Origin of the sequence: Bacillus sp. FJAT-22090 (assembly GCF_001278755.1) — a bacterium.
GTDB lineage: Bacteria > Bacillota > Bacilli > Bacillales_A > Planococcaceae > Psychrobacillus.
In genome coordinates, this window is sequence record NZ_CP012601.1 from 566696 (window position 1) to 590991 (window position 24296).

Genomic DNA, 24296 nt, shown 5'->3' on the forward strand with positions numbered 1-24296 from the left:
GCTAAGGCAACGCCCGCGGAAAGGGAGCCGTTTCAACGATTTTCTTTTTTATCGGAAGTCATTATTTAGATAAGTCAAATTTGGAAGCAGTTCTTGAACGTGAAGAGAGCACGCTATATTTATGCATTTCCTATAAGCTCCGTCTCTAATTGTAGTATAATAGAGGTCAAGGAAGTGAAAATATGATTCAATCGCAAAAAAGATGGAAAATTTCAAGACCAGATGAACAATTAGTATCTACTTTTGAGAAGGAACTTTCTATACCTAGTGTTTGTGCAAAAGTAATGGTATCAAGAGGTTTTCAAACGGTAGAAGAAGCTTATAACTTTTTACATTTGACGAAAGACCATATACATAATCCTTTTTTACTGAATGGGATGGACGAGCTAGTTGCACGTGTTTTCAAAGCAATTGATCAACAAGAAAGGATTATGGTATATGGAGATTATGATGCTGATGGAATTACAAGTACTACAGTAATGATGAAAACCTTACTTTCTATGGGTGCAGATGTGATTTTTAAAATTCCGAATCGATTTATTGATGGCTATGGCCCTAGCGAGCGTTTATTCCAAGAAGCTTACGATGAAGGTGTTAGATTAATAATTACCGTTGATAATGGAATTTCTGGACTTAAACCAATTCAATTTGCAAAAGATCTTGGTATGGATGTAATTGTAACGGATCACCATGAACCAGGTGAGGAACTTCCTGTAGCAGATATCATTATACATCCCGGTTTAAAGAATACATCTTATCCGTTTCCACATTTAGCTGGAGTCGGTGTCGCATTTAAAGTAGCACATGCCTTATTAGGTGAGGTTCCTAAGGAGTTATATTACTTAGTTGCAATTGGAACAATTGCGGATTTAGTTTCCTTAACAGGAGAGAACCGCTACTTTGTGCAGCAAGGAATAAAGCAAATGAATGGGTCAAATCTGATAGCTATCGAAGCATTGGCAAAAGTTAGCGGAATTGAAGTGCCTACCATTAACGAGGAAACAGTAGGGTTTATGTTTGGACCCCGAATAAACGCAGTAGGTAGATTAGGTGAAGCAGCTCCAGGTGTTGAATTATTTTTAACAGAAGACACAGCTGATGCACACGCAATCGCAAACATGTTACATGAGAAAAACAAAGAAAGACAAGCCATTGTGAAACAGATATCCGACGAAGCTATTCAGTTAATTGAACAGGCTGGCAACATAGAAGGACCTAGTGTAATTGTTGTTGGCAAAAAAGATTGGAATCCTGGCGTCTTAGGAATTGTCGCTTCCAAACTCGTAGAAAAGTATTACCGCCCCGCAATCGTATTGGGGTTTGATGAAGAAAAACAAATTGCAAAAGGTTCTGCTAGAAGTATTGAAGGCTTCCATATGTTCAAGGAGCTCGCTAAAAATAGTGATATTATACCTCACTTTGGTGGACATCCTATGGCAGCAGGTATGACTTTGCCGCTTGATAATGTTGGAGAATTAAGAGATAGATTAATAGACCAAGCGAAAGCTTGTTTGACGGATGAGCATTTAATACCAGTTGTTTCAATCGATGTACCACTGGAAATGAATGAAATCACAACGGAAGCAATAGAATCCTTACAAAAACTTTCTCCCTTTGGGATGGATTTTGCTAAGCCCGTGTACTGTATAGAAAATGTGGAGGTTGCAACAGTACGAAAAATTGGTTCTGCACAAAACCATGTGAAAATGGAGCTCAAATATGGTGGAATAGCTTTGGATGCCATTGGGTTTGGTAAAGGAGAATTAGCGGATGAGATTTCACCAACAGCTAAACTCTCATTCATTGGAGATTTACAAATTAATGAATGGAATGGTCGGAAAAAGCCTCAGCTAATGATTGAAGATGCCAAGTCAAACGATTGGCAGCTGTTTGATATACGTGGTATTCGTCAAGTAAATCGTTGGTTGCCGACGATACCTGTAGAAAAAAATTTATTTATTGCTTTTAACGAAGATACTGTTTCCCATTTTAACTCTCTTATAAAAGAAAAAATTTGGATTTTTACTGATCTAATAAATCATCAGATCAAAGCAGATTATGTCACTATATTGGATTTGCCAAATGATGAATCTTCTATTTATAAATTGTTAGAATACCACAATTGGTCAAGAGTCTATGCACATTTTTATGGCAATGATTCTATTTATTTTGAAGGACTTCCTTCTCGGGAACAGTTCAAATGGTATTTTTCATTTTTGTCTAAAAGAAAAACATTTGCATTGAAAAAGAATATTCATGAACTATCCAAACATACAGGCTGGAGTCAAAATACAATTAATTTTATGTCACAGGTGTTTTTTGAACTTAATTTTGTTAGAATAGACAATGGGATGTTAGTGTTAAATGAACAACTGACTAAGTCAGATTTATCGGAAGCACCAGCGTATAAACAACGTGAGAAACAAATAAAACTTGAACAAAAGCTATTATACGCCCCGTATATGGAGCTGAAACAATGGTTTGAAGAGCGGAAAGCAGTACAAACCGTTCCTGAGGAGGAGCATTTATGGATTTAAAGCAATATGTGACGACAGTAGAAGACTGGCCAAAACCAGGTATTAGTTTTAAAGATATTACAACAATTATGGATAATGGAGAAGCATATAAATATGCTACTGACCAAATTGTAGAATATGCTAAAAAAGTACAAGCAGATATTATTGTAGGACCTGAAGCACGTGGATTTATAATAGGTTGTCCTGTTGCTTATGCACTTGGTGTTGGATTTGCTCCTGTTCGTAAAGAGGGCAAGCTTCCTCGTGAAGTAATTCGTGCAGAATATGGTTTGGAATATGGAAAAGATGTTTTAACGATGCATAAAGATGCCGTGAAACCTGGTCAAAAGGTTCTTATCGTAGATGATTTACTTGCTACTGGTGGTACAATCGAAGCAACTATTAAATTAGTTGAAGAGCTAGGTGGAGTTGTAGTTGGTTGTGCTTTCTTAATAGAGCTAACGTATTTAGAAGGAAGAAATAAGCTGGATAACTATGATATTTGCACATTGATGCAATACTAATTACTTCATTAACAAACTTTCTTTGAAAGCGTTGAGAGCTTTTATTTTCTTAAGCTTAGCTTTTCTCAACAGTCAAAGGGGTGGACTTTACAAGTCCATCTTTTTTTTTATACAATATAACTTATATACTATTCTAGAAATATAACGAAATCAGGTGACTTAGCATGGCAAAAGATCAAGTGAAGACAGCAGAAGATGTTTTCCAAACACTCTCTACTTATATGAATGAAGAGCATGTTTCCTTTGTCAAAAAAGCATATAATTTAGCAGAGCATGCGCATCGAGAACAATTCCGAAATTCTGGTGAACCATACATATTACATCCTATTCAAGTAGCCGGAATTCTTGCTGATCTTCAAATGGATCCCGAAACCGTTGCTGCTGGCTTTTTACATGATGTTGTAGAGGATACTGAATATACGAGAGAAGATATCGTTCGTGAATTTAATGAAGAAGTTGCACTACTAGTCGAAGGTGTTACAAAACTAGGTAAAATAAAATATATGTCAAAAGAAGAGCAGCAAGCGGAAAATCACCGAAAAATGTTCATTGCTATGGCACAAGATATACGTATTATTTTAATAAAGCTTGCAGACCGTTTACATAATATGCGTACGTTAAAACATTTACCGGAAGAAAAACAGCGACGTATTTCGAATGAAACATTAGAAATATTTGCTCCACTTGCCCATCGTCTTGGAATATCAGCAGTGAAATGGGAACTTGAGGATACAGCACTTCGCTATTTAAATCCCCAACAATACTATCGCATTGTTAATTTTATGAAAAAGAAGCGTACCGAACGAGAAGCGTATTTAAAAAATGTAATGAATGATATTCGTAAACAATTAGATGATATGGAAGTAGATGCGGATATTTCGGGTAGACCAAAACATATATATAGTATTTATCGTAAAATGGTTGTTCAGAACAAACAATTTAATGAGATTTATGATTTGCTAGCTATGCGAATTATCGTCAACAGCATAAAAGATTGTTATGCCGTTTTAGGGGTTATCCATACACTATGGAAACCAATGCCTGGTCGATTTAAAGACTATATAGCGATGCCGAAACAAAACTTATATCAATCACTCCATACGACTGTAATTGGTCCCAATGGTGATCCGTTAGAGGTGCAAATCCGCACAGAAGAAATGCATAATATTGCGGAATATGGGGTTGCAGCCCACTGGGCATATAAAGAAGGTAAAAAGGTTGAAAATAATAAACAAAATATTGACTCGAAATTAACATGGTTTAGAGAAATTTTAGAGTTTCAACAAGAATCTTCAAATGCGGAAGAGTTTATGGAATCTTTAAAATTCGATTTGTTCTCTGATATGGTTTACGTATTTACACCTAAAGGTGATGTAATTGAACTACCTGCAGGTTCAGTTCCAATAGATTTTGCATATCGAGTCCATTCTGAAGTTGGTAATAAAACCATTGGCGCGAAAGTGAACGGCAAAATGGTTCCGTTAGATACGAAGCTAAAAACAGGGGATATCATCGAGGTCCTAACATCTAAGCAATCCTTTGGGCCAAGTCGCGATTGGGTAAAAATTGCCCAATCCTCACAAGCAAAAAATAAGATTAAGCAATTTTTTAAAAAGCAGCTTCGTGATGAGAACGTTATTAAAGGTAAAGAACAAATTGAAAAAGAAATTAAAGCACAGGAATTTGATGTAAAAGAAGTATTAACTCCTGATAACATTAAACGAGTATGCGAGAAGTATGCATTTGCCGGGGAAGAGGATTTGTATGCTGCTGTTGGCTTCAATGGAATTACAGCACAGCAAGTTGTAAATCGTTTAGCTGAGAAAATGCGGAAAATTCGCGACCAAGAAGAAGCACTCGAAAAAATTACAACTGAAATGAAAGCTCCGGCACCTAAAAAGTCAACTGAATCTGGTGTTGTTGTAAAAGGCATAGAAAATTTGTTAATACGACTTTCTAGATGTTGTAGCCCTGTACCTGGAGATGAAATAGTAGGTTTTATAACTAAAGGAAGAGGAGTCTCAGTTCACCGAGCAGATTGCCCTAACGTTCAAAGTGATGAATCCCACTCTAGAATAATCGAAGTGGAATGGGAGCAATCGGATACTCCAATGAAAAAAGACTATCAAGTAGATATAGAAGTATCTGCTTTTGATCGAGCTGGTCTATTAAACGAAGTACTGCAAGTAGTAAATGAGTCAAAAACGAACATCGCTGCTGTAAGTGGAAAAATAGAAAATGATATTGCAACGATCAATATGACAATAAAAATCACAGATATTGCCCATTTACATAAAGTGGCTGATCGTATTAAGCAATTGCCGGATGTATATTCGGTTCAACGAATTATAAATTAAAGGGGTTCTTTTCTCATGAAAGTATTATTACAGCGTTGCAAAAATGCATCTGTAACAGTTGATGGGGAAATTACTGGCTCCATTGGTCATGGATATCTATTATTAGTCGGCATTACTTCAACAGATAGTGAAAAAGAAATAAACTATTTAACCGAAAAAATTGCTGGACTACGTTTATTTGAAGATGCAGAAGGAAAGATGAATCACTCTATTGTAGAAGCTGGTGGATCTATCCTTTCTGTCTCCCAATTTACGTTATACGCAGATACTCGAAAAGGAAGAAGACCGAGTTTTATTGATGCAGCACGTCCAGAAATTGCAAAGCCTTTATGGGAGTTATTTAATGATAAGCTTCGAGAGAAAGGGTTTGTTGTAGAAACCGGGATTTTTGGTGCTATGATGGATGTTACTTTTACAAATGATGGACCTGTGACGATAATGTTAGAAGCATAAAAAGTGGTAGTGGAAAAAGTCAATATAATTCAGACAGTAAACAAACTCAAAAATAGGAGTTGTATACTGTCTTTTTATTTTTTGAGTTTTTATATATTTGTTGTTTCCACAAGAACTATGTAATAAGAAAATAAAAAAAGGAGCGGCAAGTTTCACAGTCACTTACCGCTCTTCAAAATTTCACCTTATAAATAATGGTATAGTTGGTTTCACTATTTCTCTAACTGATCATCAAAATAGTTAATGATTCCATTATAAATTCCGTGTGTTGCTTGTTCTCTATATTTTTCTGTTGTTACTTGACGTTCTTCGTTTGCGTTACTCAAATAACCTAACTCTATTAAAATAGCTTTCTGTTTATTTTCTCGAAGAATTAAATAATTTCCAGGTTGTGTTCCTCTGTCTTTCAGAGAAACCATATCGCTCAGTTCTTTATGAACATAGGAAGCTAATTCTTTTTGGTAATCATACATATAGTATGTAGTCAATCCTCGAACGGAGTTATTTTCTATTGCATCGTAATGCAGACTGATAAAAGCATCTGCAGCGTTTTGATGACTTATAGATACTCGTTTACGTAAATCAACGTAAACATCAGATTCTCTTGTCATGATGACATTTGCCCCTGCAGATTTCAATTTAGTAGATAATAACTCTGCAGTTAATAGCGTAATATCTTTTTCATCCGTTCCTAATGCTCCGGTAGTTCCACGGTCATTTCCGCCATGTCCAGCATCAATTACTAGAGTTAAACCATTTAAAGTTCCTTTTTTACGACTTTCTTTTGGTTTTTCAGAAGTTACTGGTGCAGAATCATTTGTTGAAACGACCCAACTTGCTACGAAAGCAGTCGTTTTATCTGGTAGCTCAATTTTATACCAATCATTTATTTTTTCAATTACAGTAAAAGTTTCACCAGCATCCACCCGGGCAACCACTTCACTACTAGTTGCACTATCGGAACGTAAATTTGTTCCATTGTATAGAATTTTAATTGTTTCATTGGACGTGGCTGATTGAACGGATGATTTTGGTTGCTCTGCGAAATTACCATAAAAGCTATAAACCCATCCCTTTTTACCGTTCTTTAATTTTATTTGAACCCAATTATGATCTTTTTCAAGAATTTCAAAGGCCTGGTTTTTTTCGACTTGTCCGATTTTCCTTGAAGATAGATCTGGCTTCGCACGAACATTAAGAATATCTACTGAAACCACAAACATATCTCCGCTGGAGGTGACTTCTGTTTTCGGCTGTTCTTCTTTTGTTTGGTCTACTATTGAAACGTATTCACTATGTACCCAACCCTTTTGGTCGTTGAAAGCTATCTCAATCCATTCACCTTCTGATTTTAAGGCAATAAATTGATTTCCTTCTTGTAGTTGGCCAATTACTGCAGACGATAATGAAGGTTCTTTACGGACATTTAGTTTATTTACTTTTGAAACAATTTGTTTATTTGTTATTTCAATTGCTTCGCTTTTTGTATACCAACTAGCGACCCAACCATTTGTTTCTCCATAATTGATTTGTAGCCAATCATTTTCTTTACCAATAACTGTGAGCTTATCATCTTGCTCCACTGTACCTATTACGTTATATGTAAGACCAGGACCAGAACGAACTTTAAGTGATTCCACATTTACTGTCACATCATTTTCTTGTGCATAAACATGAAAAACAGGTATAACTAAAAGAATAGAAATAATGATAAATGTCATTTTCTGCATTAGTTTGTCGATCATTGTATCCCCCCTATCCTTATTGTAAATATTCTGTCATGAAATTTCTACCTTTTGTTTAAAAAGGTTGACTTATTTCATTCCTGTTATTAAGATAAAGTATAATTATATTCAATTAACAAACCTGTGACCGAAAAAGTAGCTGTGATAAACGGATGACAAGAGAAGGAGAGACGTGGCTGAAATCTTTCCTACAGACGAAAACAGTGAACAACATTCGAGAGGTTTTTTGTCGAAAAAGAATTCTTTAGTAGGCAAAAACGGGGCTGGTCGTTATCCAGAAATGAGAGGGTCAATTATTTGACCAACTAGGGTGGAACCGCGGAAGCTAATATTAGCTCTCGTCCCTTGCTATTAAGCAAGGGATGGGGGCTTTTTTTATTTGTCAAAGAAAGGGGCAATAGCCATGGATATTAAGGTGCCAAGAGGAACACAGGACATTTTGCCAAGTGAAACAGGCAAATGGCAAATAGTAGAGGACTTAATCAGAGAAACTTGTCGACTATATCAATATAAAGAAATTAGAACTCCTGTATTTGAGCATACTGAATTGTTCACTAGAAGTGTGGGTGATACAACGGATATTGTCCAAAAAGAAATGTATACATTTCAAGATAGAGGGAACCGCTCATTGACATTAAGACCTGAGGGAACTGCTTCGGCAGTTAGAGCATTTGTTGAGCATAAAATGTTTGGATACCCTGATCAACCTGTGAAGTTGTATTATATGGGTCCAATGTTCCGATATGAAAGACAACAAGCAGGAAGATATCGTCAGTTTGTTCAATTTGGAATTGAAGCAATTGGAAGTGCGGATCCTGCAATAGACGCAGAGGTAATTTCATTAGCGATGTCAGTCTATCAAAAAGCGGGATTAAAAAAATTAAAGCTTGTTATCAATTCTCTAGGGGATACGGAAAGTCGAGTAGCTCATAAAGAAGCGTTAGTAAATCACTTTGAACCACATATCGAAGCGTTTTGTTCAGATTGCCAAAATAGACTTCAAAAAAATCCCCTTCGTATTTTAGATTGTAAAGTTGACCGTAACAACCCATTAATGGCTACTGCTCCATCTTTAGCAGATTTTTTAAATGAAGAATCAGCAGCTTATTTTGAAAAAGTTAAAGATTATTTAACGGCACTTAATATCGAATTTGAATTAGATCCAAATTTAGTACGTGGACTAGATTATTACAATCACACAGCATTTGAAATTATGAGTGCTGCGGAAGGATTCGGGGCAATTACGACGCTTGCTGGTGGTGGAAGATATAACGGATTAGTAGAAGAACTAGGTGGGCCAGCATCTCCAGGAATTGGATTTGCTATGAGTATAGAAAGATTATTACTTGCTATTGAAGCAGAGAATAAGGAATGGGCTGATTCATCCTCATTAGATGTATATGTTATTGGTATGGGAGAGACTGCTAAGAAAAAAGCGGTAGAACTTACGTATGAACTCCGTCAAAATAATATCACTTCTGAAATGGATTACTTAGATCGAAAAATGAAAACACAAATGAAATCAGCAGATCGTCTCAAAGCAAAATATGTACTTTTAATCGGTGACGATGAAATGGAAAAAGAAAGTGCTATGCTTAAAAATTTATCAAACGGAGAGCAACAGCTTGTTCCTTGGGTTCAGTTAGTAGAGCAATTGAAAAATAGTATTTTAGCTTGAGTGGAGGAAGAAAAATGAAAAGAACACATACTAGTGGTGAATTAAATGAACAACATATTGGCGAATCTGTCCAGCTAATCGGATGGGTACAAAAAAGAAGAGACTTGGGTGGATTGATTTTTGTTGATGTTAGAGATCGTTCCGGGTTAGTTCAAGTAGTATTCAATCCTGAATTTTCACAATCTGCAATCGATTTAGCGGACAAACTTCGTAATGAATACATTATTGAGGTTCATGGTACAGTGATTGCTCGTGCTGAAAATCAAATTAACCCTAATATTCCTTCTGGCTCAATAGAGGTTCATGCAACGGAAGTAACAATAATAAACGAAGCTAAAACTCCACCATTTCCTATAGAAAATCAAACGGATGCTGGGGAAGATATTCGTTTGAAATACCGCTATTTAGATTTAAGAAGACCAGTAATGTATGACACATTTAAAATGCGTTCTGATATTACAAAAACAGTAAGACGTTTCTTAGATGACGAAGGATTTTTAGAAGTAGAAACACCGATTCTTACAAAATCAACACCTGAAGGTGCTCGTGACTATTTAGTTCCTAGTCGTGTACATCCAGGAGAATTTTATGCATTACCACAATCACCACAATTATTTAAACAAATGTTAATGGTATCCGGTTTTGAAAAGTACTACCAAATAGCTAGATGTTTCCGTGATGAAGATTTACGTGCGGACCGTCAACCAGAATTCACACAAATCGACATGGAAATGAGCTTCTTATCGATGGATGAAATTTTGGAAATGAATGAACGAATGATGAAAAAAATTATGAAAGATGTAAAGGGCATCGACGTAACCATTCCTTTTAATCGTATGAACTATGATGAAGCGATGGATCGTTTTGGATCTGATAAACCAGATGTACGTTTTGGTTTAGAATTAGTAGACCTGTCCGAAATTGTGAAAGATAGTGCATTTAAAGTATTTGCTTCCGCAGTTGAGAATGGTGGGCAAGTTAAAGCAATTAACGTTAAGGGAGCAGCAGATAACTATTCAAGAAAAGATATTGACGCTCTAGGTGAGTTTGCGGCTGTTTATGGTGCAAAAGGTCTTGCTTGGTTAAAAGTGGACCAAGAAGGTTTGAAAGGACCTATCGCTAAGTTCTTTGAAGGAGATGCTGCAACAAGCTTAATTGAAACATTAGAAGCTACTGCAGGAGACTTACTATTATTTGTTGCGGATAAAAAATCAGTTGTAGCTGATGCACTTGGAGCACTTCGTATGAAGTTAGGGAAAGACCTTCAACTAATCGATGAAAGTAGATTTGAATTCTTATGGGTAGTTGATTGGCCGTTATTTGAATACGATGAAAAAGAAGGGCGTTATTATGCTGCGCATCATCCTTTCACAAGACCTTTCGACGAGGATCTTGCTTTAATGGATTCAGAACCTAGTAAAGTGCGAGCACAAGCTTATGACTTAGTGTTAAACGGATATGAGCTTGGTGGAGGGTCATTACGTATTTATTCTAGAGACGTTCAAGAGAAAATGTTTGAAATTCTTGGTTTCTCAGAAGAAGAAGCGAAAGCGCAATTTGGTTTCTTAATGGAAGCATTTGAATACGGAACGCCTCCACATGGCGGGGTAGCTTTCGGTTTAGATCGTTTAGTTATGTTGCTTTCGGGGAGAACAAATCTTCGTGACACTATCGCATTTCCGAAAACAGCAAGCGCTAGTTGCTTGTTAACTCAGGCTCCTAGTTCTGTAGCTTCAGCCCAACTTGAGGAATTAAGCCTAAATGTGATTGTTCAGAATAGTGAGAAAATATCACGATAAAATAATTGAAGTTTAAAAAGTGTTGTGCTATCATACAAGTAATACGAATCCTGATGTGTTCGCAACGTGCTAATCAGTTTTGACCGAACAACTATATCGTCGGGAGTCTAACTTTTATTATAAATGACATGCCCTTAATAGGGACGCCAGGATTAATAAAGAGGACACCCACCTGCTAAATGCGGGTTCAAAACGATACGCTTTATTTGTCGGCACTATTGGGATTCGTCCTAAATTACTTATATCCCCTCTAGCAAGAATTGCTGGGGGGTTTTTCATGGCTATAATTAGAATGATGGTTCACCCAACTTGAATTTGGGAATTCCATTTTAGAGTTTTCACCTACAAGTGAGGTACATAAGCTGAACCCAAGTGAGATAAGACGAATTTAATATTCAACTAATATGTTATAAATGGAGTGTTTTAGTATGTTACATCAATTTTCCAGAAATGAACTAGCAATAGGGCAAGAAGGTATCGAATTATTAAAAAATACAACTGTTGCCATATTAGGTGTTGGTGGAGTAGGATCATTTGCAGCTGAAGCATGTGCTAGAAGCGGTATCGGCCGAATAATATTAGTAGATAAAGACAATGTTGATATTACTAATATCAATCGACAGTTAGTAGCTTATATGTCTACGATTGGACGCTCTAAATCCGAAGTGATGAAAGAAAGAATTGCAGATATTAATCCAGAATGTGAAGTAATTGACATGCATATGTTTTATACAGAAGAAACATATGAACAGTTTTTCGAATTGGGAATTGATTATGTAATCGATGCATCAGATACAATTATTTATAAAATCCATCTAATGAAAGAATGCTTAAAACGTGGTATTAAAATAATTTCAAGTATGGGTGCCGCAAACAAAACAGATCCAACTCGTTTTAAAATTGCGGATATCTCTAAAACTCATACGGATCCTATTGCTAAAATAATTCGAACTAAATTACGTAAAGAGGACCATATTACAAAAGGAATTCCTGTCGTGTTTTCAGATGAAAGCCCAATAATTGTTCGTGAAGATGTAGTTGGAACTGTTGGAAAACCAGACGCAGCAATTCGTAAAGCGAAAATGCCGCCATCTTCCAATGCTTTTGTTCCATCTTCTGTTGGTTTAATTTGTGCTAGTTGGGTCATTAATAATATCACGAAGGATATTCATATAAATCGAGTACAATAATTTGTTGAAAATTTTTCCTTTTAGCCTATACTAGTATTAAAGAAAAAGAAAAGTGTACAAAAGAGGAGGAAGTCATATATGACAGAGCTAAATAATCAAGATGCTCCAAAAAAGAAAATGACATTACAAGAAGCAGTGAAACAAAAGCTTGAAGAAAAGAAAAACCAAGCTTCTGGCGGAAAATCAGTAGGAAACGGTCCAGCAGCCAACCAAAAAATGAAGAGCCAACAGACGAAGAAAGTGAGTAATACTAGACGCAAGATGGGTGTTTAAAGGTATTACAATATAGAATCGTTAACTAAATGGTCTGCGACGAGCTTTGCGCAGGAGCACAACTAAAAAAGTAAAAATCCAGTCATGTTTGGAATGACTGGATTTTTGCTTTTTATTTTTCTATTTTAAACTTTTCTAACCTATTATATATGGCGGAAAGTCGTTTTTCTTCTCCAGCTTCAATTGGAGTATAGAATTTACTTCCGATAAGATTATCAGGTAAGTAGGTTTGATTGACCCATCCTCCGAATGTACCGATTTTATGATCATGCGGATATATATATCCTCCATGACCTAGGTCCTTAGCTCCCGCGTAATGTGTATCTTTTAAATGGCTAGGAATGTCTCCTGTTTTACCTTGATGTATACTTGCTATTGCAGCATCTAAAGCTGAATATGCTGAATTGGATTTCTCAGAAAGACACATTAATACTACAGCGTTCGCTAAAGGGATACGGGCTTCTGGGAGTCCTAGTCTTTCCGCAGACTGAATCGCTGCAAGCACTTGTGGACCAATAGAAGGATTTGCAAGGCCGATATCCTCATAACTCATAACAAGCAATCTTCTTGAAACAGCAACTAAGTCTCCGTTTTCAAGTAAATGCGCCAAATAGTAAAGTGCGGCATCTGTGTCACTTCCACGTACGGACTTTTGTAAAGCTGATAAGAGGTTATAAAAGTGAGAGCCCTTTTTATCTCCAAAAACACCAACTCTATCCACAAGACTGTTCAATATAGAATCTTCCACTTTCGTAACGCCGTTTTCTTCAAAGCTAGCAAATATGGTTGATTCTAATAAGGTTAATGCTTTTCTTGCATCTCCATTTGCTCCATCCGCTATTTTTTTTCTTTGTTCATTGCTTATTTCAATAGCTACGTTTCCGAGGCCTTTCTCTGAGTCTTCAAGTGCTCTTTTTAGCAGAAGATCTACGTCCTCTGATGTAAGACGTTTTAGTTGTTTAATTTCTCCACAACGGGATCGTATTGCAGGGTTTACATCGTGAAATGGATTTTCGGTTGTTGCACCTATCAATATAATAGAGCCATTTTCTACGTGAGGTAATAATGTATCCTGTTGAAGTTTATTGAAACGATGAATTTCATCTAAAAATAAAATGACCTTCCCAGTTAATCTCGCATCAGCTACGACATCTTCTACATCTTTTTTGCCAGCCTTTGTTGCATTTAATGCTACAAAGGGTAGTTTAGTTGTACCTGCAATTGCAAATGCAAGAGAAGTCTTGCCAACTCCTGGATCTCCATATAAAAGCATAGAAGGAACATGTCCATTTTTTATCATTTTATATAATGCTGTATCTTTTCCGATAACATGTTGTTGTCCAGCTATTTCATCTATTGTTTGGGGTCTCATTCTATATGCTAAAGGTTCATTATTCAAAATGATCTCTCCTTATTCAAACATCTGTTCTTTAATTATAACGAAGTTGAGCTGAAAAGTCATTTTGAAGTCGTTATATGATGTATTTATGCTATACTAGGGAAAGAATTTTTCAATTCCTGGGCTACGAGTATGCACAGGCTAATTAGATATTTAATGGGGTGGAATATATTGAAGTTTTCAACAAAAGGACGTTATGGATTAACCATTATGATAGCGCTAGGTAAACAGTACGGAGAGGGTCCATTGGCACTTCGTCAAATTGCATCGGATCATAATTTATCGGAGGCTTATCTTGAACAAATTGTATCTCCTCTTCGAAATGCAGGACTAGTTAAAAGTGTCAGAGGCGCTTATGGTGGATATATGCTATCGAAAGTCCCTAACGAAATTACTGCAGGTGATGTTATTCGTGTACTAGAAGGACCTATTCAAATAGTAGAAGGTATTGAAGAAGAAGAGCCACCACAACGAGAGCTTTGGATGCGTATTCGTGACGCAGTGAAAAATGTGTTAGAGACGACTACAATCGAAGATTTAGCAAAACATACAGAAGATGACCCAAAGAATAATGATGGATATATGTTTTACATTTAAGGAGTAGTTTGAAATGACTAGAATATATTTAGATCACGCCGCAACAACACCAATGGCAGTAGAAGTGATCAGAACCTATACAGATGAAATGAATGATGAATATGGCAATGCTTCGAGCATTCATCAAACAGGCCGAAGAGCACGGAAGAAACTTGACGAATCAAGAACAATTCTAGCTTCAAGTATAGGGGCAAATGTAAACGAAATTACCATTACTAGCGGAGGAACGGAAGCAGATAATTATGCTATTTTTGGGACTGCCTTTGCACGAGTGCAAGAAGGAAAACATATTATTACAACACAAGTCGAACATCATGCTGTTTTACATGCATGTGAACAATTAGAACGTGAAGGATTTGAAGTAACTTATTTACCTGTAAATGAAGAAGGAATCATTAAGGTCGATGACTTGAAAAATTCACTTCGAGACGATACTATATTAGTTTCTATCATGTTTGGAAACAATGAGGTGGGCTCTGTTCAGCCAATTCGTGAAATTGGACAGCTTTTAAAAGATCATCCTGCTTACTTTCATACAGATGCAGTTCAAGCATACGGTAGTATCTCGATTAATGTGCAAGAACTTCATATTGATTTACTTAGCGTTTCTAGTCATAAAATTAATGGTCCAAAAGGTATTGGTTTTTTATATCAACGAAATGGAATATACTTAAAACCATTATTTTATGGTGGTCAACAAGAAAGAAAGAAACGTGCAGGAACAGAAAATGTTCCTGCAGTAGTTAGTTTTGCGAAAGCTGTGGAGTTAAAGCAACAACACTTAGAGGAAAATAGTAGGGCATTAAACAGTCTAAAAAACGCTTTTGTCCAACAATTAATAAACAATGGTGTTGATTTTTCTATTAATGGATCTAAAGTAAATGTTCTTCCACATGTATTAAATATTAGTTTTCCAAAAACAGATGTAGAAACGTTTTTAGTTCAACTTGATTTAGCAGGTATTGATGCTTCTAGCGGTTCAGCTTGTACTGCAGGTTCTATAGATCCATCACATGTTTTAGTCGCAATGTTTGGTGAGAAATCCCCAGAGCTAAGGAATTCTGTACGCTTTAGCTTTGGAATCAATAATTCGGAGTCTCAAGTAATTGAAGCAGCAAATAGAATTAGTAAAATTATTCTAGGATTTTAACGAATAATTCGAAATGAGTGAGTAAAAAGTGAAAAAAATAGAGGATACACGAGTAGTAGTTGGAATGTCTGGTGGAGTCGATTCATCCGTTGCGGCATATTTGTTAAAAGAACAGGGATATGATGTAATCGGTATATTTATGAAAAATTGGGATGACACCGATGAATTTGGAGTATGTACAGCTACGGAAGACTATGATGATGTTATTAAAGTATGTAACCAAATCGGTATTCCGTATTATGCTGTAAATTTTGAAAAGCAATATTGGGATAAAGTTTTTACGTATTTCCTAGAGGAATATAAAGCAAGTAGAACACCAAATCCAGATGTTATGTGTAACAAAGAAATTAAATTCAAAGCATTTTTGGAGCATGCCCTTGCACTTGGAGCGGATTATTTAGCAACTGGTCATTATGCCCAAGTGGAAGTAAGAGATGGACAAACTCGTATGCTCCGCGGAAAAGATGCTAACAAAGATCAAACGTATTTCCTAAATCAATTAAACCAAGACCAATTAGAAAAAGTAATGTTTCCCATTGGTCACTTAGAAAAGAAAAAAGTGCGTGAAATTGCTCTTGAACAAGGTCTTGCTACTGCAACTAAAAAAGATTCTACTGGTATTTGTTTTATTGGAGAACGAAACTTTAAAGAGTTTTTAGGTCAGTATTTACCTGCTCAACAAGGCGTGATGGAAACGATGGATGGTAAACCAATGGGTAAACATGATGGGTTAATGTACTATACAATCGGTCAACGTCATGGTTTAGGTATCGGTGGATCAGGTGATCCATGGTTTGTTATTGGTAAGGATTTAGAAAGAAATGTATTGTTAGTTGGTCAAAATATTAATAATGATGCACTTTTTTCTACAAGCCTAAAAGCTACAGGTCTTTCTTTCACGACTACTATAGAAAAACCACAAAGTTTTGATTGCACAGCTAAATTTAGATATCGTCAAGAGGATGTCGGAGTTCACGTGGAATTACTTCCGAATGATGAGGTTTTAGTTACTTTTGATAAGCCGGTACGTGCCATTACACCAGGACAAGCAGTTGTTTTCTATCAAGGAGACGAGTGTTTAGGTGGAGCAACGATTGATAAAGTGTTCAAAGATGGTATGCAATTGGATTACGTCGGCTAATTGGGAGGAATATACAATGAATTTTAATGAATTGGGAATACAAGCCATTCAAGAAGAAAACTATGAAAAAGCAGCAGAGTTATTCACGAAGGCGATTGAAGAAAATCCAAATGAAGTAATTGGATATATCAATTTTGGAAATTTGCTAGCATCTATGAATGAAAATGAACGGGCAGAAAGATTCTTTCAAAAGGCTATCGTATTAGATGAACATGCTGCTGCAGCCTATTATAGTTTAGCTAATTTATATTTTGAAGCTGATCGATTTGAGGAAGCGGCGAAGTTATACGAAAAAGCAATAGCTAATGGGATTGAAGGTCCGGATGCTTATTTTATGTTAGGAAAAAGCTTTGAAAAACTAGGTCAAACAAAGTTGTCGCTTCCATACTTTCAAAGGGCATATGAGATAGACTCACACGATTTACAAATAAAGCTATCTTATGCTATCGCTCTAGCAAGTTTTGAAATGTTTGTAGAGGCGGAACCAATTTTAAAAGAAATTTTACTAGCAGATACAGAAAATGCGGATGCCCACTATAATCTAGGTGTGCTTTATGCAGTGTCCACTACAAATACTGAGGCGGCACTGCACCATTTAAAAGAAGCTTATACCATTCAACCAAGTTATGATCAAGCACGTTATGTGTACGATATGATTTCTCTACGCAATTAACTACAATCGGAGGCGGTAGTATGACCATGGAAATAAATAATGAAAAACAATTTATTACTGGTCGTCCTATCGTTTCTATTTTTCATAATCCCCAAAACCTATTTTCTATCATTAAATTAAAGATTAAATCTACTAACACTACATATAAAGAAAAAGAAATAATTGTGACTGGCTACTTTCCACCTTTAGTTTTGGAAGAAGCCTATAAATTTACTGGGGTTATAAAAAATCACCCCAAATATGGCGTTCAATTTCAAACAGAAACTTTTCAGAAGGAAGTTCCTGCAACAGAACAAGGGATTGTTCATTATTTATCTAGTGATATGTTTCCTGGGATTGGAAGGAAAACGGCAGAACAAATAGTGAAGATGCTTGGTCAAAATGCTATTAATAGAATATTAGATGATCCAACTGCACTTGATGTAATTCCGAAACTGGCTGAAGATAAAAAGCAAACATTAAGAGCTGCTTTGGAACAAAACTTAGGTCTAGAAAAAGTAATGATCCAGCTCAATGAATGGGGTTTTGGTCCTCAGGTTGCGATGAAAATATATCAGGCATACCGAGAAGAAACAATAGATGTATTAACCAAAAATCCATATCGTCTAATTGAAGAAGTTGAGGGAGTAGGATTTGTTCGAGCGGATGAACTAGGATATAAACTTGGTATTCAAGGTAATCATCCGGATCGTATAAAAGCGGCCATTTTCCACTTATTACAGACTGCTTCTCTAAGTGAGGGTCACGTTTTTTTATATGCGGAACAATTATTGGAATCTGTCAAAAGTTTATTGGAAAGTGCACAAAGAGAGGAAATCTCTTATGAAGCAATCACAAAGTGTTGTATTGAGCTCTCCGAGGAAAAACGAATTGTAGGAGAAATCAATCGATTCTACATCCCTTCCCTTTATTTTTCAGAAGTAGGAATTAGCTCTAAAATTGAAACATTACTTAACGAAAATGATTCACATCATAAGTTTCCTCTATCTGAAATGAAAAAGCATCTCTGTGGTATAGAAGAAAGACTTGGGGTTCAATATGCTAAGACGCAAGTACAAGCGATTGAAACGGCGCTCAATTCAAGTATGACACTTCTCACTGGTGGTCCTGGAACTGGGAAAACGACAGTAGTAAGAGGAATTGTTGAGTTGTACGGTGAGCTTCATGGACTTTCCCTAGATCCAAAAGAGTGGGTAAAAGACAAAAAGCCTTTTCCTGTCGTTCTAGCTGCCCCTACCGGTAGAGCTGCAAAGCGTTTAAGTGAATCTACAGAATTACCTGCTATGACTATTCATCGATTATTAGGCTTTAATGGACAAGAAGATTCGGAAGCAGAAGGGAAAGAAATCGAAGGGAAATTAATTATTATTGATGAAACTTCGATGCTTGACACTTGGCTAGGTCACCAGTTATTAAAAGCTATCCCAAAGAATGCCCAGGTTATCTTTGTAGGTGACCAAGACCAATTACCACCTGTTGGCCCAGGGCAAGTCTTAAAAGATTTGTTGGCTTCTGAACGAATTCCAACCGTGGAGTTAAAAGATATTTATCGCCAATCGGAAGGATCCTCTATTATAGAGTTGGCACATGAAATGAAAAATGGGCAAGTCCCTCAAACTTTATTGGAAAAGACGAAGGACCGCTCTTTTATTAAAGCATCTACGGAACAAATCCCAAAAGTAGTTGAACAAGTATTAAAAAGTGCACTCACAAAGGGTTTTTCTATACGTGATATTCAAGTATTGGCCCCTATGTATAGAGGCCCAGCTGGAATAGATGCCTTAAATAAAATGATTCAAGAAATGGTGAATCCTAATACGGATGGCAAGCGAAAAGAAATGGTATTTGGGGAAACGATATACCGTATAGGGGACAAGGTACTTCAACTAGTTAACCAACCGGAAAGTAATGTATTTAATGGTGATATGGGTGAGGTAGTAAGTATTTTTAAAGCTGCAGAGACGGTTGAAAAGAAAGAAATGCTTGTTATTTCATTTGATGGAAACGAAGTAACATATGAAAAAAATGATTTAAGTCAAATTACATTAGCTTACTGTTGCTCCGTTCATAAATCACAAGGTAGTGAATTCCAAACAGTTATTATGCCAATAACGAGAAGTTATATGAAAATGCTAAGAAGAAATCTATTATACACAGGTATAACAAGAGCAAAAAACTTCTTAATATTATGTGGAGACCCAGAAGTTTTTAAATTTGGTGTACAGCGAAAAGATGACCTTCAACGATTGACAACTTTAAAGAACCGTTTAACTTTAAGTGAGGAAAAAAATAATATAAGTGAAGAAAATATAGAAGAGACAATCGCGGAAATTCAAACGGACTCTACTTACTTGTCAGCGGACAATTATCACCAAATCGATCCATTAATCGGAATGAATGGTATTACTCCTTATCAATTTATGGAAGGCGATAATTGACATTGGTAGGATAGTTTTTTATAATCAAATGCATAAGCAAATCGATGATAGAGAAAGTACTCTTGTTTACTGTAAAGAGAAAGATTCCTTGGCTGAAAGAATCTTCAGATCCTAACAAGTAGGAAAGCTACTCTTGAGTGCAGTCAAAACCTGCCGTATAGCCGCGTTAAGGTTACTGAGAGACACAATAATTTTGTATTGTGTAACTAGGGTGGTACCGCGAAATTATAGCTTTCGTCCCTTTTTTAGGGATGAAGGCTTTTTTTATTTTATTCAGTAGATTATTTACATTTTCTTTAGATGTGGGAAATGGAAAATATATTGATAATCCATTATGTTGAATAAAATGAAAGCCTTCGGCGATTGACCAGATTTATATTGTCGAGAAAGCTTGTAATACGGCAATGCGATTTTAATTTTCTATTTTAGGAGGAAAATACGTATGAAACAATTAACTGGTGCACAGATTAGACAAATGTATTTAGATTTTTTTATGGAAAAAGGGCATGCACAAGAGCCTTCAGCTCCCTTAGTACCGAACAATGATCCTTCTCTACTATGGATCAACAGTGGTGTTGCAACATTGAAAAAATATTTTGATGGACGCGTAGTACCTGAAAATCCTCGAATTACGAATGCACAAAAATCTATACGTACAAATGATATTGAAAACGTAGGGAAGACAGCAAGGCACCATACATTTTTTGAAATGCTTGGAAACTTCTCTATCGGCGATTACTTTAAGAAGGAAGCAATCCATTTTGCTTGGGAGTTTTTAACGAGTGAAAAATGGATAGGATTTGACCCAGAGAAATTATCTATAACAATTCATCCTGAAGATGAAGAAGCATATACTATTTGGAAGGACGAAATAGGTATTCCTGAAGAACGTATTATACGATTGGAAGGGAATTTCTGGGATATAGGAGAAGGTCCGAGTGGTCCAAACTCTGAAATTTTCTATGATCGCGGTGAATCTTACGGTAATGATCTAAACAATCCTGAATTATATCCAGGTGGAGAAAATGAACGATACTTAGAAATCTGGAACTTGGTATTTTCACAATTTAATCATAATCCAGATCATACGTATACACCACTTCCAAAACAAAATATTGATACGGGAATGGGACTAGAACGTATGGCAAGTGTTGTACAAAATGTACCAACAAACTTTGATACAGATTTATTCATCCCAATCATCCGTCAAACAGAAGAAATTTCAGGAAAATCTTATCGTACGAATAACGAATATGATACAGCTTTCAAGGTAATTGCAGACCATATCCGTACCGTAGCATTCGCAATCGGAGACGGGGCTCTTCCTTCTAATGAGGGCAGAGGATACGTGTTACGTAGATTACTTCGTCGAGCTGTTCGATTTGCGAAACAATTAGGAATAGACAAGCCATTTTTATTTGAGTTAGTGCCAGTAGTTGGTGAAATAATGAAAGACTTCTACCCAGAGGTAACAAATAAACAAGATTTTATTATGCGTGTAATTAAAAACGAAGAAGTACGTTTCCATGAGACCCTTCATGATGGTCTTGCTATTTTAGAGAAGGTAATTGTGGAGCAACGAGAAAAAGGAGAATCTTTCATTCCTGGAACTACAACGTTCACACTATATGATACTTATGGATTCCCAATCGAGTTAACGGAAGAATATGCAGAAGAAGCTAATATGACAGTTGACCATGAAGGATTCAAAGAAGAAATGGAAGCACAGCGTAATCGCGCACGTGCAGCACGACAAAATGTAGATTCTATGCAAGTACAATCTGAAGTTTATGGAAATATTCACGATGATAGTGAATTTGTTGGTTATGATACGTTATCCGTTACAACAAATATATCAACAATCGTCCACGGAGAAGCACTTGCTAAATCAGCAAGTGAAGGGGATGAAATTCAAGTAGTACTATCTCAAACTCCTTTCTATGCAGAGAGTGGCGGACAAATAGCTGACCACGGGATTATTGAAAATGATACTTTTAGAGGCTTTGTAAAAGACGTTCAAAAAGCACCAAATGGTCAAAATCTACACACTGTCATTGTAGAATCAGGAGAGGTAACAACCGGTGCTGAGGTTATAGCTAAAGTAGACCGCTCATTACGTGGTCATACGGTGAAAAACCATTCTGCTACACATTTACTTCATCAAGCATTAAAAGATGTGTTAGGAACACATGTAAACCAAGCTGGTTCATATGTTGGGCCAGATCGACTTCGATTTGACTTTTCTCACTTTGGACAAGTAACAAAAGAAGAGCTTGAACAAGTAGAACATATTGTAAATGAAAAAATTTGGGAAAATATTCAAGTAGTTACAGGTTACCATAATATTGATGAAGCGAAGAATATGGGAGCTATGGCATTATTCGGAGAAAAATACGGTGAGATTGTACGCGTAGTTCAAATGGGAGAATTCTCATTAGAATTATGTGGTGGGATTCATGTGCATGCAACTTCCGAAATAGGGTTCTTCAAAATCCTTTCCGAAAGCGGTATTGGAGCAGGTACTAGACGTATTGAGGCAGTGACAGGAAAAGGTGCTTTTGAAGTTGTAAAAGAAGAGGAAAAAACATTAGTTGAAGCAGCGAATCTGTTAAAAGCTCAACCAAAAGACTTAGTAACAAAAGTAACCCAAACATTAAATGACTTGAAAAACGTACAAAAAGAAAATGAATCACTATCTGCAAAAATTGCAAATAGCCAAGCTTCTTCCGTATTATCGGCTGCACAGACTATAAATGACATAACTGTTCTTTCGGTTAAAGTAGATGCAAAAGATAATAATCAATTGCGTCAAATGATGGACGATTTAAAACAAAAACTTGAAAAGGCAGTTATTGTACTAGGTGCAATTGACGGTGATAAAGTAATGATCTCTGCTGGCGTTACAAAGGATTTGGTTGGCGGGAACTACCACGCAGGAAATATTGTCAAATTAGTAGCGGAACAGTGTGGAGGTAAAGGAGGAGGAAGACCTGACTTTGCAATGGCTGGTGCAAAAGATGGTAGCAAGCTTGAAACTGCTTTAAATTCGGTATATGAGTATATCAAATCGGTTTAATTCTCATTTCGTTGGACATTGGACATTCCAACATGCACATTTTTGGGTAAAATTTATCACATGAAAGAAACAAAAACAGTATTCATGCAACATGTGTATTTGATACTATTTCCAAATTCGGTTATACTATGGATAGATATGTAAGATTGCCTATTAAAATTGAAAGCGAGGTGCTGATCATGAGTTCATTTGACAAAACGATGAAATTTAACTTTCCTGAAGAATCCATGGAACAGGAAGTAAAACATGTGATGCTACAAGTACACTCAGCATTAGAAGAAAAAGGGTATAATTCAATCAATCAAATTGTAGGTTATCTTCTATCTGGTGATCCAGCTTATATTCCTCGCCATCAAGATGCGCGAAATATGATACGTAAATTGGAACGAGACGAAATTCTAGAGGAATTAGTAAAGTTCTATATTAAAAAAAATAATGAGGCTTAAGTATGCGGATAATGGGTTTAGACGTTGGTTCAAGAACAGTAGGAGTAGCAATAAGTGATGCACTTGGTTGGACTGCCCAAGGTATTGAAACAATAAAAATTAACGAAGAAAATCTAGAGTTCGGTTTAGAACGGATAGATGAATTAGTCAAGGAGCATACTGTAACAGAATTTGTTGTAGGTTTCCCAAAAAACATGAACAACACTATCGGTCCACGTGCAGAAGCATCGGAACATTATGCGAAGTTATTGACTGATAAATACAATCTCCCTGTCACCATGTGGGATGAAAGATTGACAACAATGGCTGCGGAACGTATGTTAATAGATGCAGATGTTAGCCGTAAAAAACGTAAACAAGTGATTGACAAGATGGCTGCTGTAATGATTTTACAAGGCTATCTTGATAGAAAAAATAGATGAGGTGACTGCAAATGGACCACGGTCAAGAAAATATCACAATTGTAGATGAAAATGGAAATGAGCAGCTTTGTAACGTATTATTTACTTTTGAATCAGAAGAGTTTGGCAAATCTTATGTTCTATATTATCCAATAGGTGCAGAAGAAGATGAAAATGAAGAAATTGAAATACATGCATCATCTTTTACTCCAAATGAAAATGGAGAAGATGGAGATCTACTTCCAATTGAATCAGAAGCTGAATGGGATATGATTGAGGAAATGTTAAATACTTTCCTTGATAACGAAGAAGAAGAAGAAGAAGAAGAAGAGGAATAATTAATAGAAAAAGGTGGAAGGAGATTACTCATTCTACCTTTTTCTTTTTGTCGTTTAAAATCTCGTTTTCCATCTGTCACCCTTCCAATATATTAGATAAAA

The 24296-nt window shown here is 36.2% G+C and carries 19 protein-coding genes, 1 other RNA gene and 2 other annotated features; of the genes, 18 read left to right on the forward strand and 2 right to left on the reverse strand.

The features are described from left to right. Positions 1-182 precede the first annotated feature (182 nt). From recJ to dtd, 4 genes are all read left to right on the forward strand, one after another. The gene (gene recJ, locus AM499_RS02895) at positions 183-2537 is read left to right on the forward strand and encodes a single-stranded-DNA-specific exonuclease RecJ (protein WP_053588788.1); all 2355 of its coding nucleotides are present in this window, start codon (positions 183-185) and stop codon (positions 2535-2537) included. Next, the gene (locus tag AM499_RS02900) at positions 2528-3040 is read left to right on the forward strand and encodes an adenine phosphoribosyltransferase (RefSeq protein WP_053588789.1); all 513 of its coding nucleotides are present in this window, start codon (positions 2528-2530) and stop codon (positions 3038-3040) included. Before recJ ends, AM499_RS02900 begins: the two co-directional genes overlap by 10 nt. Positions 3041-3204: 164 nt before the next feature. After that, positions 3205-5397 carry a RelA/SpoT family protein gene (locus AM499_RS02905; protein WP_053588790.1) on the forward strand — a complete coding sequence of 731 codons (2193 nt, stop codon included), beginning with the start codon at positions 3205-3207 and terminating at the stop codon, positions 5395-5397. Positions 5398-5412: 15 nt separating this feature from the next. Beyond that, positions 5413-5850, forward strand: coding sequence for a D-aminoacyl-tRNA deacylase (gene dtd, locus AM499_RS02910; RefSeq protein ID WP_053588791.1), 438 nt, complete (start codon positions 5413-5415; stop codon positions 5848-5850). Between the two features lie 212 nt (positions 5851-6062). On the opposite strand, the gene AM499_RS02915 is transcribed toward dtd, so the two are convergent. Continuing rightward, positions 6063-7595: an N-acetylmuramoyl-L-alanine amidase family protein gene (locus tag AM499_RS02915; protein ID WP_053588792.1), complete on the reverse strand. Its 1533-nt coding sequence runs from the start codon at positions 7593-7595 to the stop codon at positions 6063-6065. A gap of 114 nt (positions 7596-7709) precedes the next feature. After that, positions 7710-7944, forward strand: a binding site (T-box leader). Between the two features lie 54 nt (positions 7945-7998). Here AM499_RS02915 and hisS point away from each other — a divergent pair. From hisS to AM499_RS02935, 5 genes are all read left to right on the forward strand, one after another. After that, the gene (gene hisS, locus AM499_RS02920; protein WP_053592075.1) at positions 7999-9273 is read left to right on the forward strand and encodes a histidine--tRNA ligase; all 1275 of its coding nucleotides are present in this window, start codon (positions 7999-8001) and stop codon (positions 9271-9273) included. Positions 9274-9287: 14 nt separating this feature from the next. After that, positions 9288-11072 carry an aspartate--tRNA ligase gene (aspS, locus tag AM499_RS02925; protein ID WP_053588793.1) on the forward strand — a complete coding sequence of 595 codons (1785 nt, stop codon included), beginning with the start codon at positions 9288-9290 and terminating at the stop codon, positions 11070-11072. Positions 11073-11116: 44 nt separating this feature from the next. Next, positions 11117-11301: non-coding RNA, 6S RNA (ssrS, locus tag AM499_RS21150), on the forward strand. Between the two features lie 199 nt (positions 11302-11500). Continuing rightward, entirely contained in the window at positions 11501-12262 is a 762-nt protein-coding gene (locus AM499_RS02930; protein ID WP_053588794.1) for a tRNA threonylcarbamoyladenosine dehydratase, read from the forward strand. A gap of 78 nt (positions 12263-12340) precedes the next feature. Continuing rightward, positions 12341-12535 carry a hypothetical protein gene (locus AM499_RS02935; protein WP_053588795.1) on the forward strand — a complete coding sequence of 65 codons (195 nt, stop codon included), beginning with the start codon at positions 12341-12343 and terminating at the stop codon, positions 12533-12535. 112 nt (positions 12536-12647) lie between these two features. Here AM499_RS02935 and AM499_RS02940 read toward each other — a convergent pair whose 3' ends face one another. Further along, a complete protein-coding gene (locus AM499_RS02940) occupies positions 12648-13934 on the reverse strand; it encodes a replication-associated recombination protein A (RefSeq protein WP_053588796.1) in 1287 nt (428 codons plus the stop codon). A gap of 171 nt (positions 13935-14105) precedes the next feature. Here AM499_RS02940 and cymR point away from each other — a divergent pair, with 171 nt between their 5' ends. From cymR to AM499_RS02985, 9 genes are all read left to right on the forward strand, one after another. Next, a complete protein-coding gene (cymR, locus tag AM499_RS02945) occupies positions 14106-14531 on the forward strand; it encodes a cysteine metabolism transcriptional regulator CymR (RefSeq protein WP_053588797.1) in 426 nt (141 codons plus the stop codon). Positions 14532-14544: 13 nt separating this feature from the next. Then, on the forward strand, positions 14545-15681 hold the full coding sequence (locus tag AM499_RS02950) for a cysteine desulfurase family protein (protein WP_053588798.1): 1137 nt from the start codon (positions 14545-14547) through the stop codon (positions 15679-15681). 64 nt (positions 15682-15745) lie between these two features. Further along, complete coding sequence (gene mnmA, locus AM499_RS02955) at positions 15746-16822, forward strand: tRNA 2-thiouridine(34) synthase MnmA (protein WP_053592076.1); 1077 nt, start codon at positions 15746-15748, stop codon at positions 16820-16822. Between the two features lie 16 nt (positions 16823-16838). Continuing rightward, on the forward strand, positions 16839-17495 hold the full coding sequence (locus AM499_RS02960) for a tetratricopeptide repeat protein (protein ID WP_053588799.1): 657 nt from the start codon (positions 16839-16841) through the stop codon (positions 17493-17495). A 20-nt stretch (positions 17496-17515) separates the two neighbouring features. Next, the gene (gene recD2, locus AM499_RS02965; RefSeq protein ID WP_053588800.1) at positions 17516-19933 is read left to right on the forward strand and encodes an SF1B family DNA helicase RecD2; all 2418 of its coding nucleotides are present in this window, start codon (positions 17516-17518) and stop codon (positions 19931-19933) included. Between the two features lie 35 nt (positions 19934-19968). Next, positions 19969-20178 (forward strand) — a binding site (T-box leader). A gap of 197 nt (positions 20179-20375) precedes the next feature. Next, positions 20376-23009 (forward strand): alanine--tRNA ligase, encoded by a 2634-nt coding sequence (gene alaS / locus AM499_RS02970; RefSeq protein ID WP_053588801.1) that lies wholly within the window; start codon positions 20376-20378, stop codon positions 23007-23009. 179 nt (positions 23010-23188) lie between these two features. Further along, on the forward strand, positions 23189-23455 hold the full coding sequence (locus tag AM499_RS02975; protein WP_053588802.1) for an IreB family regulatory phosphoprotein: 267 nt from the start codon (positions 23189-23191) through the stop codon (positions 23453-23455). A gap of 2 nt (positions 23456-23457) precedes the next feature. Then, the gene (ruvX, locus tag AM499_RS02980; RefSeq protein ID WP_053588803.1) at positions 23458-23877 is read left to right on the forward strand and encodes a Holliday junction resolvase RuvX; all 420 of its coding nucleotides are present in this window, start codon (positions 23458-23460) and stop codon (positions 23875-23877) included. Between the two features lie 11 nt (positions 23878-23888). Further along, positions 23889-24194, forward strand: a complete 306-nt coding sequence (locus tag AM499_RS02985) for a DUF1292 domain-containing protein (protein ID WP_053588804.1) — start codon at positions 23889-23891, stop codon at positions 24192-24194. The last annotated feature ends 102 nt before the right edge of the window (positions 24195-24296 follow it).

Coding starts and splice junctions, on each gene's coding strand:
- recJ (WP_053588788.1), top strand. CDS start 183: ATGATTCAATCGCAAAAAAGATGGAAAATTTCAAGACCAGATGAACAA.
- AM499_RS02900 (WP_053588789.1), top strand. CDS start 2,528: ATGGATTTAAAGCAATATGTGACGACAGTAGAAGACTGGCCAAAACCA.
- AM499_RS02905 (WP_053588790.1), top strand. CDS start 3,205: ATGGCAAAAGATCAAGTGAAGACAGCAGAAGATGTTTTCCAAACACTC.
- dtd (WP_053588791.1), top strand. CDS start 5,413: ATGAAAGTATTATTACAGCGTTGCAAAAATGCATCTGTAACAGTTGAT.
- AM499_RS02915 (WP_053588792.1), bottom strand. CDS start 7,595: ATGATCGACAAACTAATGCAGAAAATGACATTTATCATTATTTCTATT.
- hisS (WP_053592075.1), top strand. CDS start 7,999: ATGGATATTAAGGTGCCAAGAGGAACACAGGACATTTTGCCAAGTGAA.
- aspS (WP_053588793.1), top strand. CDS start 9,288: ATGAAAAGAACACATACTAGTGGTGAATTAAATGAACAACATATTGGC.
- AM499_RS02930 (WP_053588794.1), top strand. CDS start 11,501: ATGTTACATCAATTTTCCAGAAATGAACTAGCAATAGGGCAAGAAGGT.
- AM499_RS02935 (WP_053588795.1), top strand. CDS start 12,341: ATGACAGAGCTAAATAATCAAGATGCTCCAAAAAAGAAAATGACATTA.
- AM499_RS02950 (WP_053588798.1), top strand. CDS start 14,545: ATGACTAGAATATATTTAGATCACGCCGCAACAACACCAATGGCAGTA.
- mnmA (WP_053592076.1), top strand. CDS start 15,746: ATGTCTGGTGGAGTCGATTCATCCGTTGCGGCATATTTGTTAAAAGAA.
- AM499_RS02960 (WP_053588799.1), top strand. CDS start 16,839: ATGAATTTTAATGAATTGGGAATACAAGCCATTCAAGAAGAAAACTAT.
- recD2 (WP_053588800.1), top strand. CDS start 17,516: ATGACCATGGAAATAAATAATGAAAAACAATTTATTACTGGTCGTCCT.
- alaS (WP_053588801.1), top strand. CDS start 20,376: ATGAAACAATTAACTGGTGCACAGATTAGACAAATGTATTTAGATTTT.
- AM499_RS02975 (WP_053588802.1), top strand. CDS start 23,189: ATGAGTTCATTTGACAAAACGATGAAATTTAACTTTCCTGAAGAATCC.
- ruvX (WP_053588803.1), top strand. CDS start 23,458: ATGCGGATAATGGGTTTAGACGTTGGTTCAAGAACAGTAGGAGTAGCA.
- AM499_RS02985 (WP_053588804.1), top strand. CDS start 23,889: ATGGACCACGGTCAAGAAAATATCACAATTGTAGATGAAAATGGAAAT.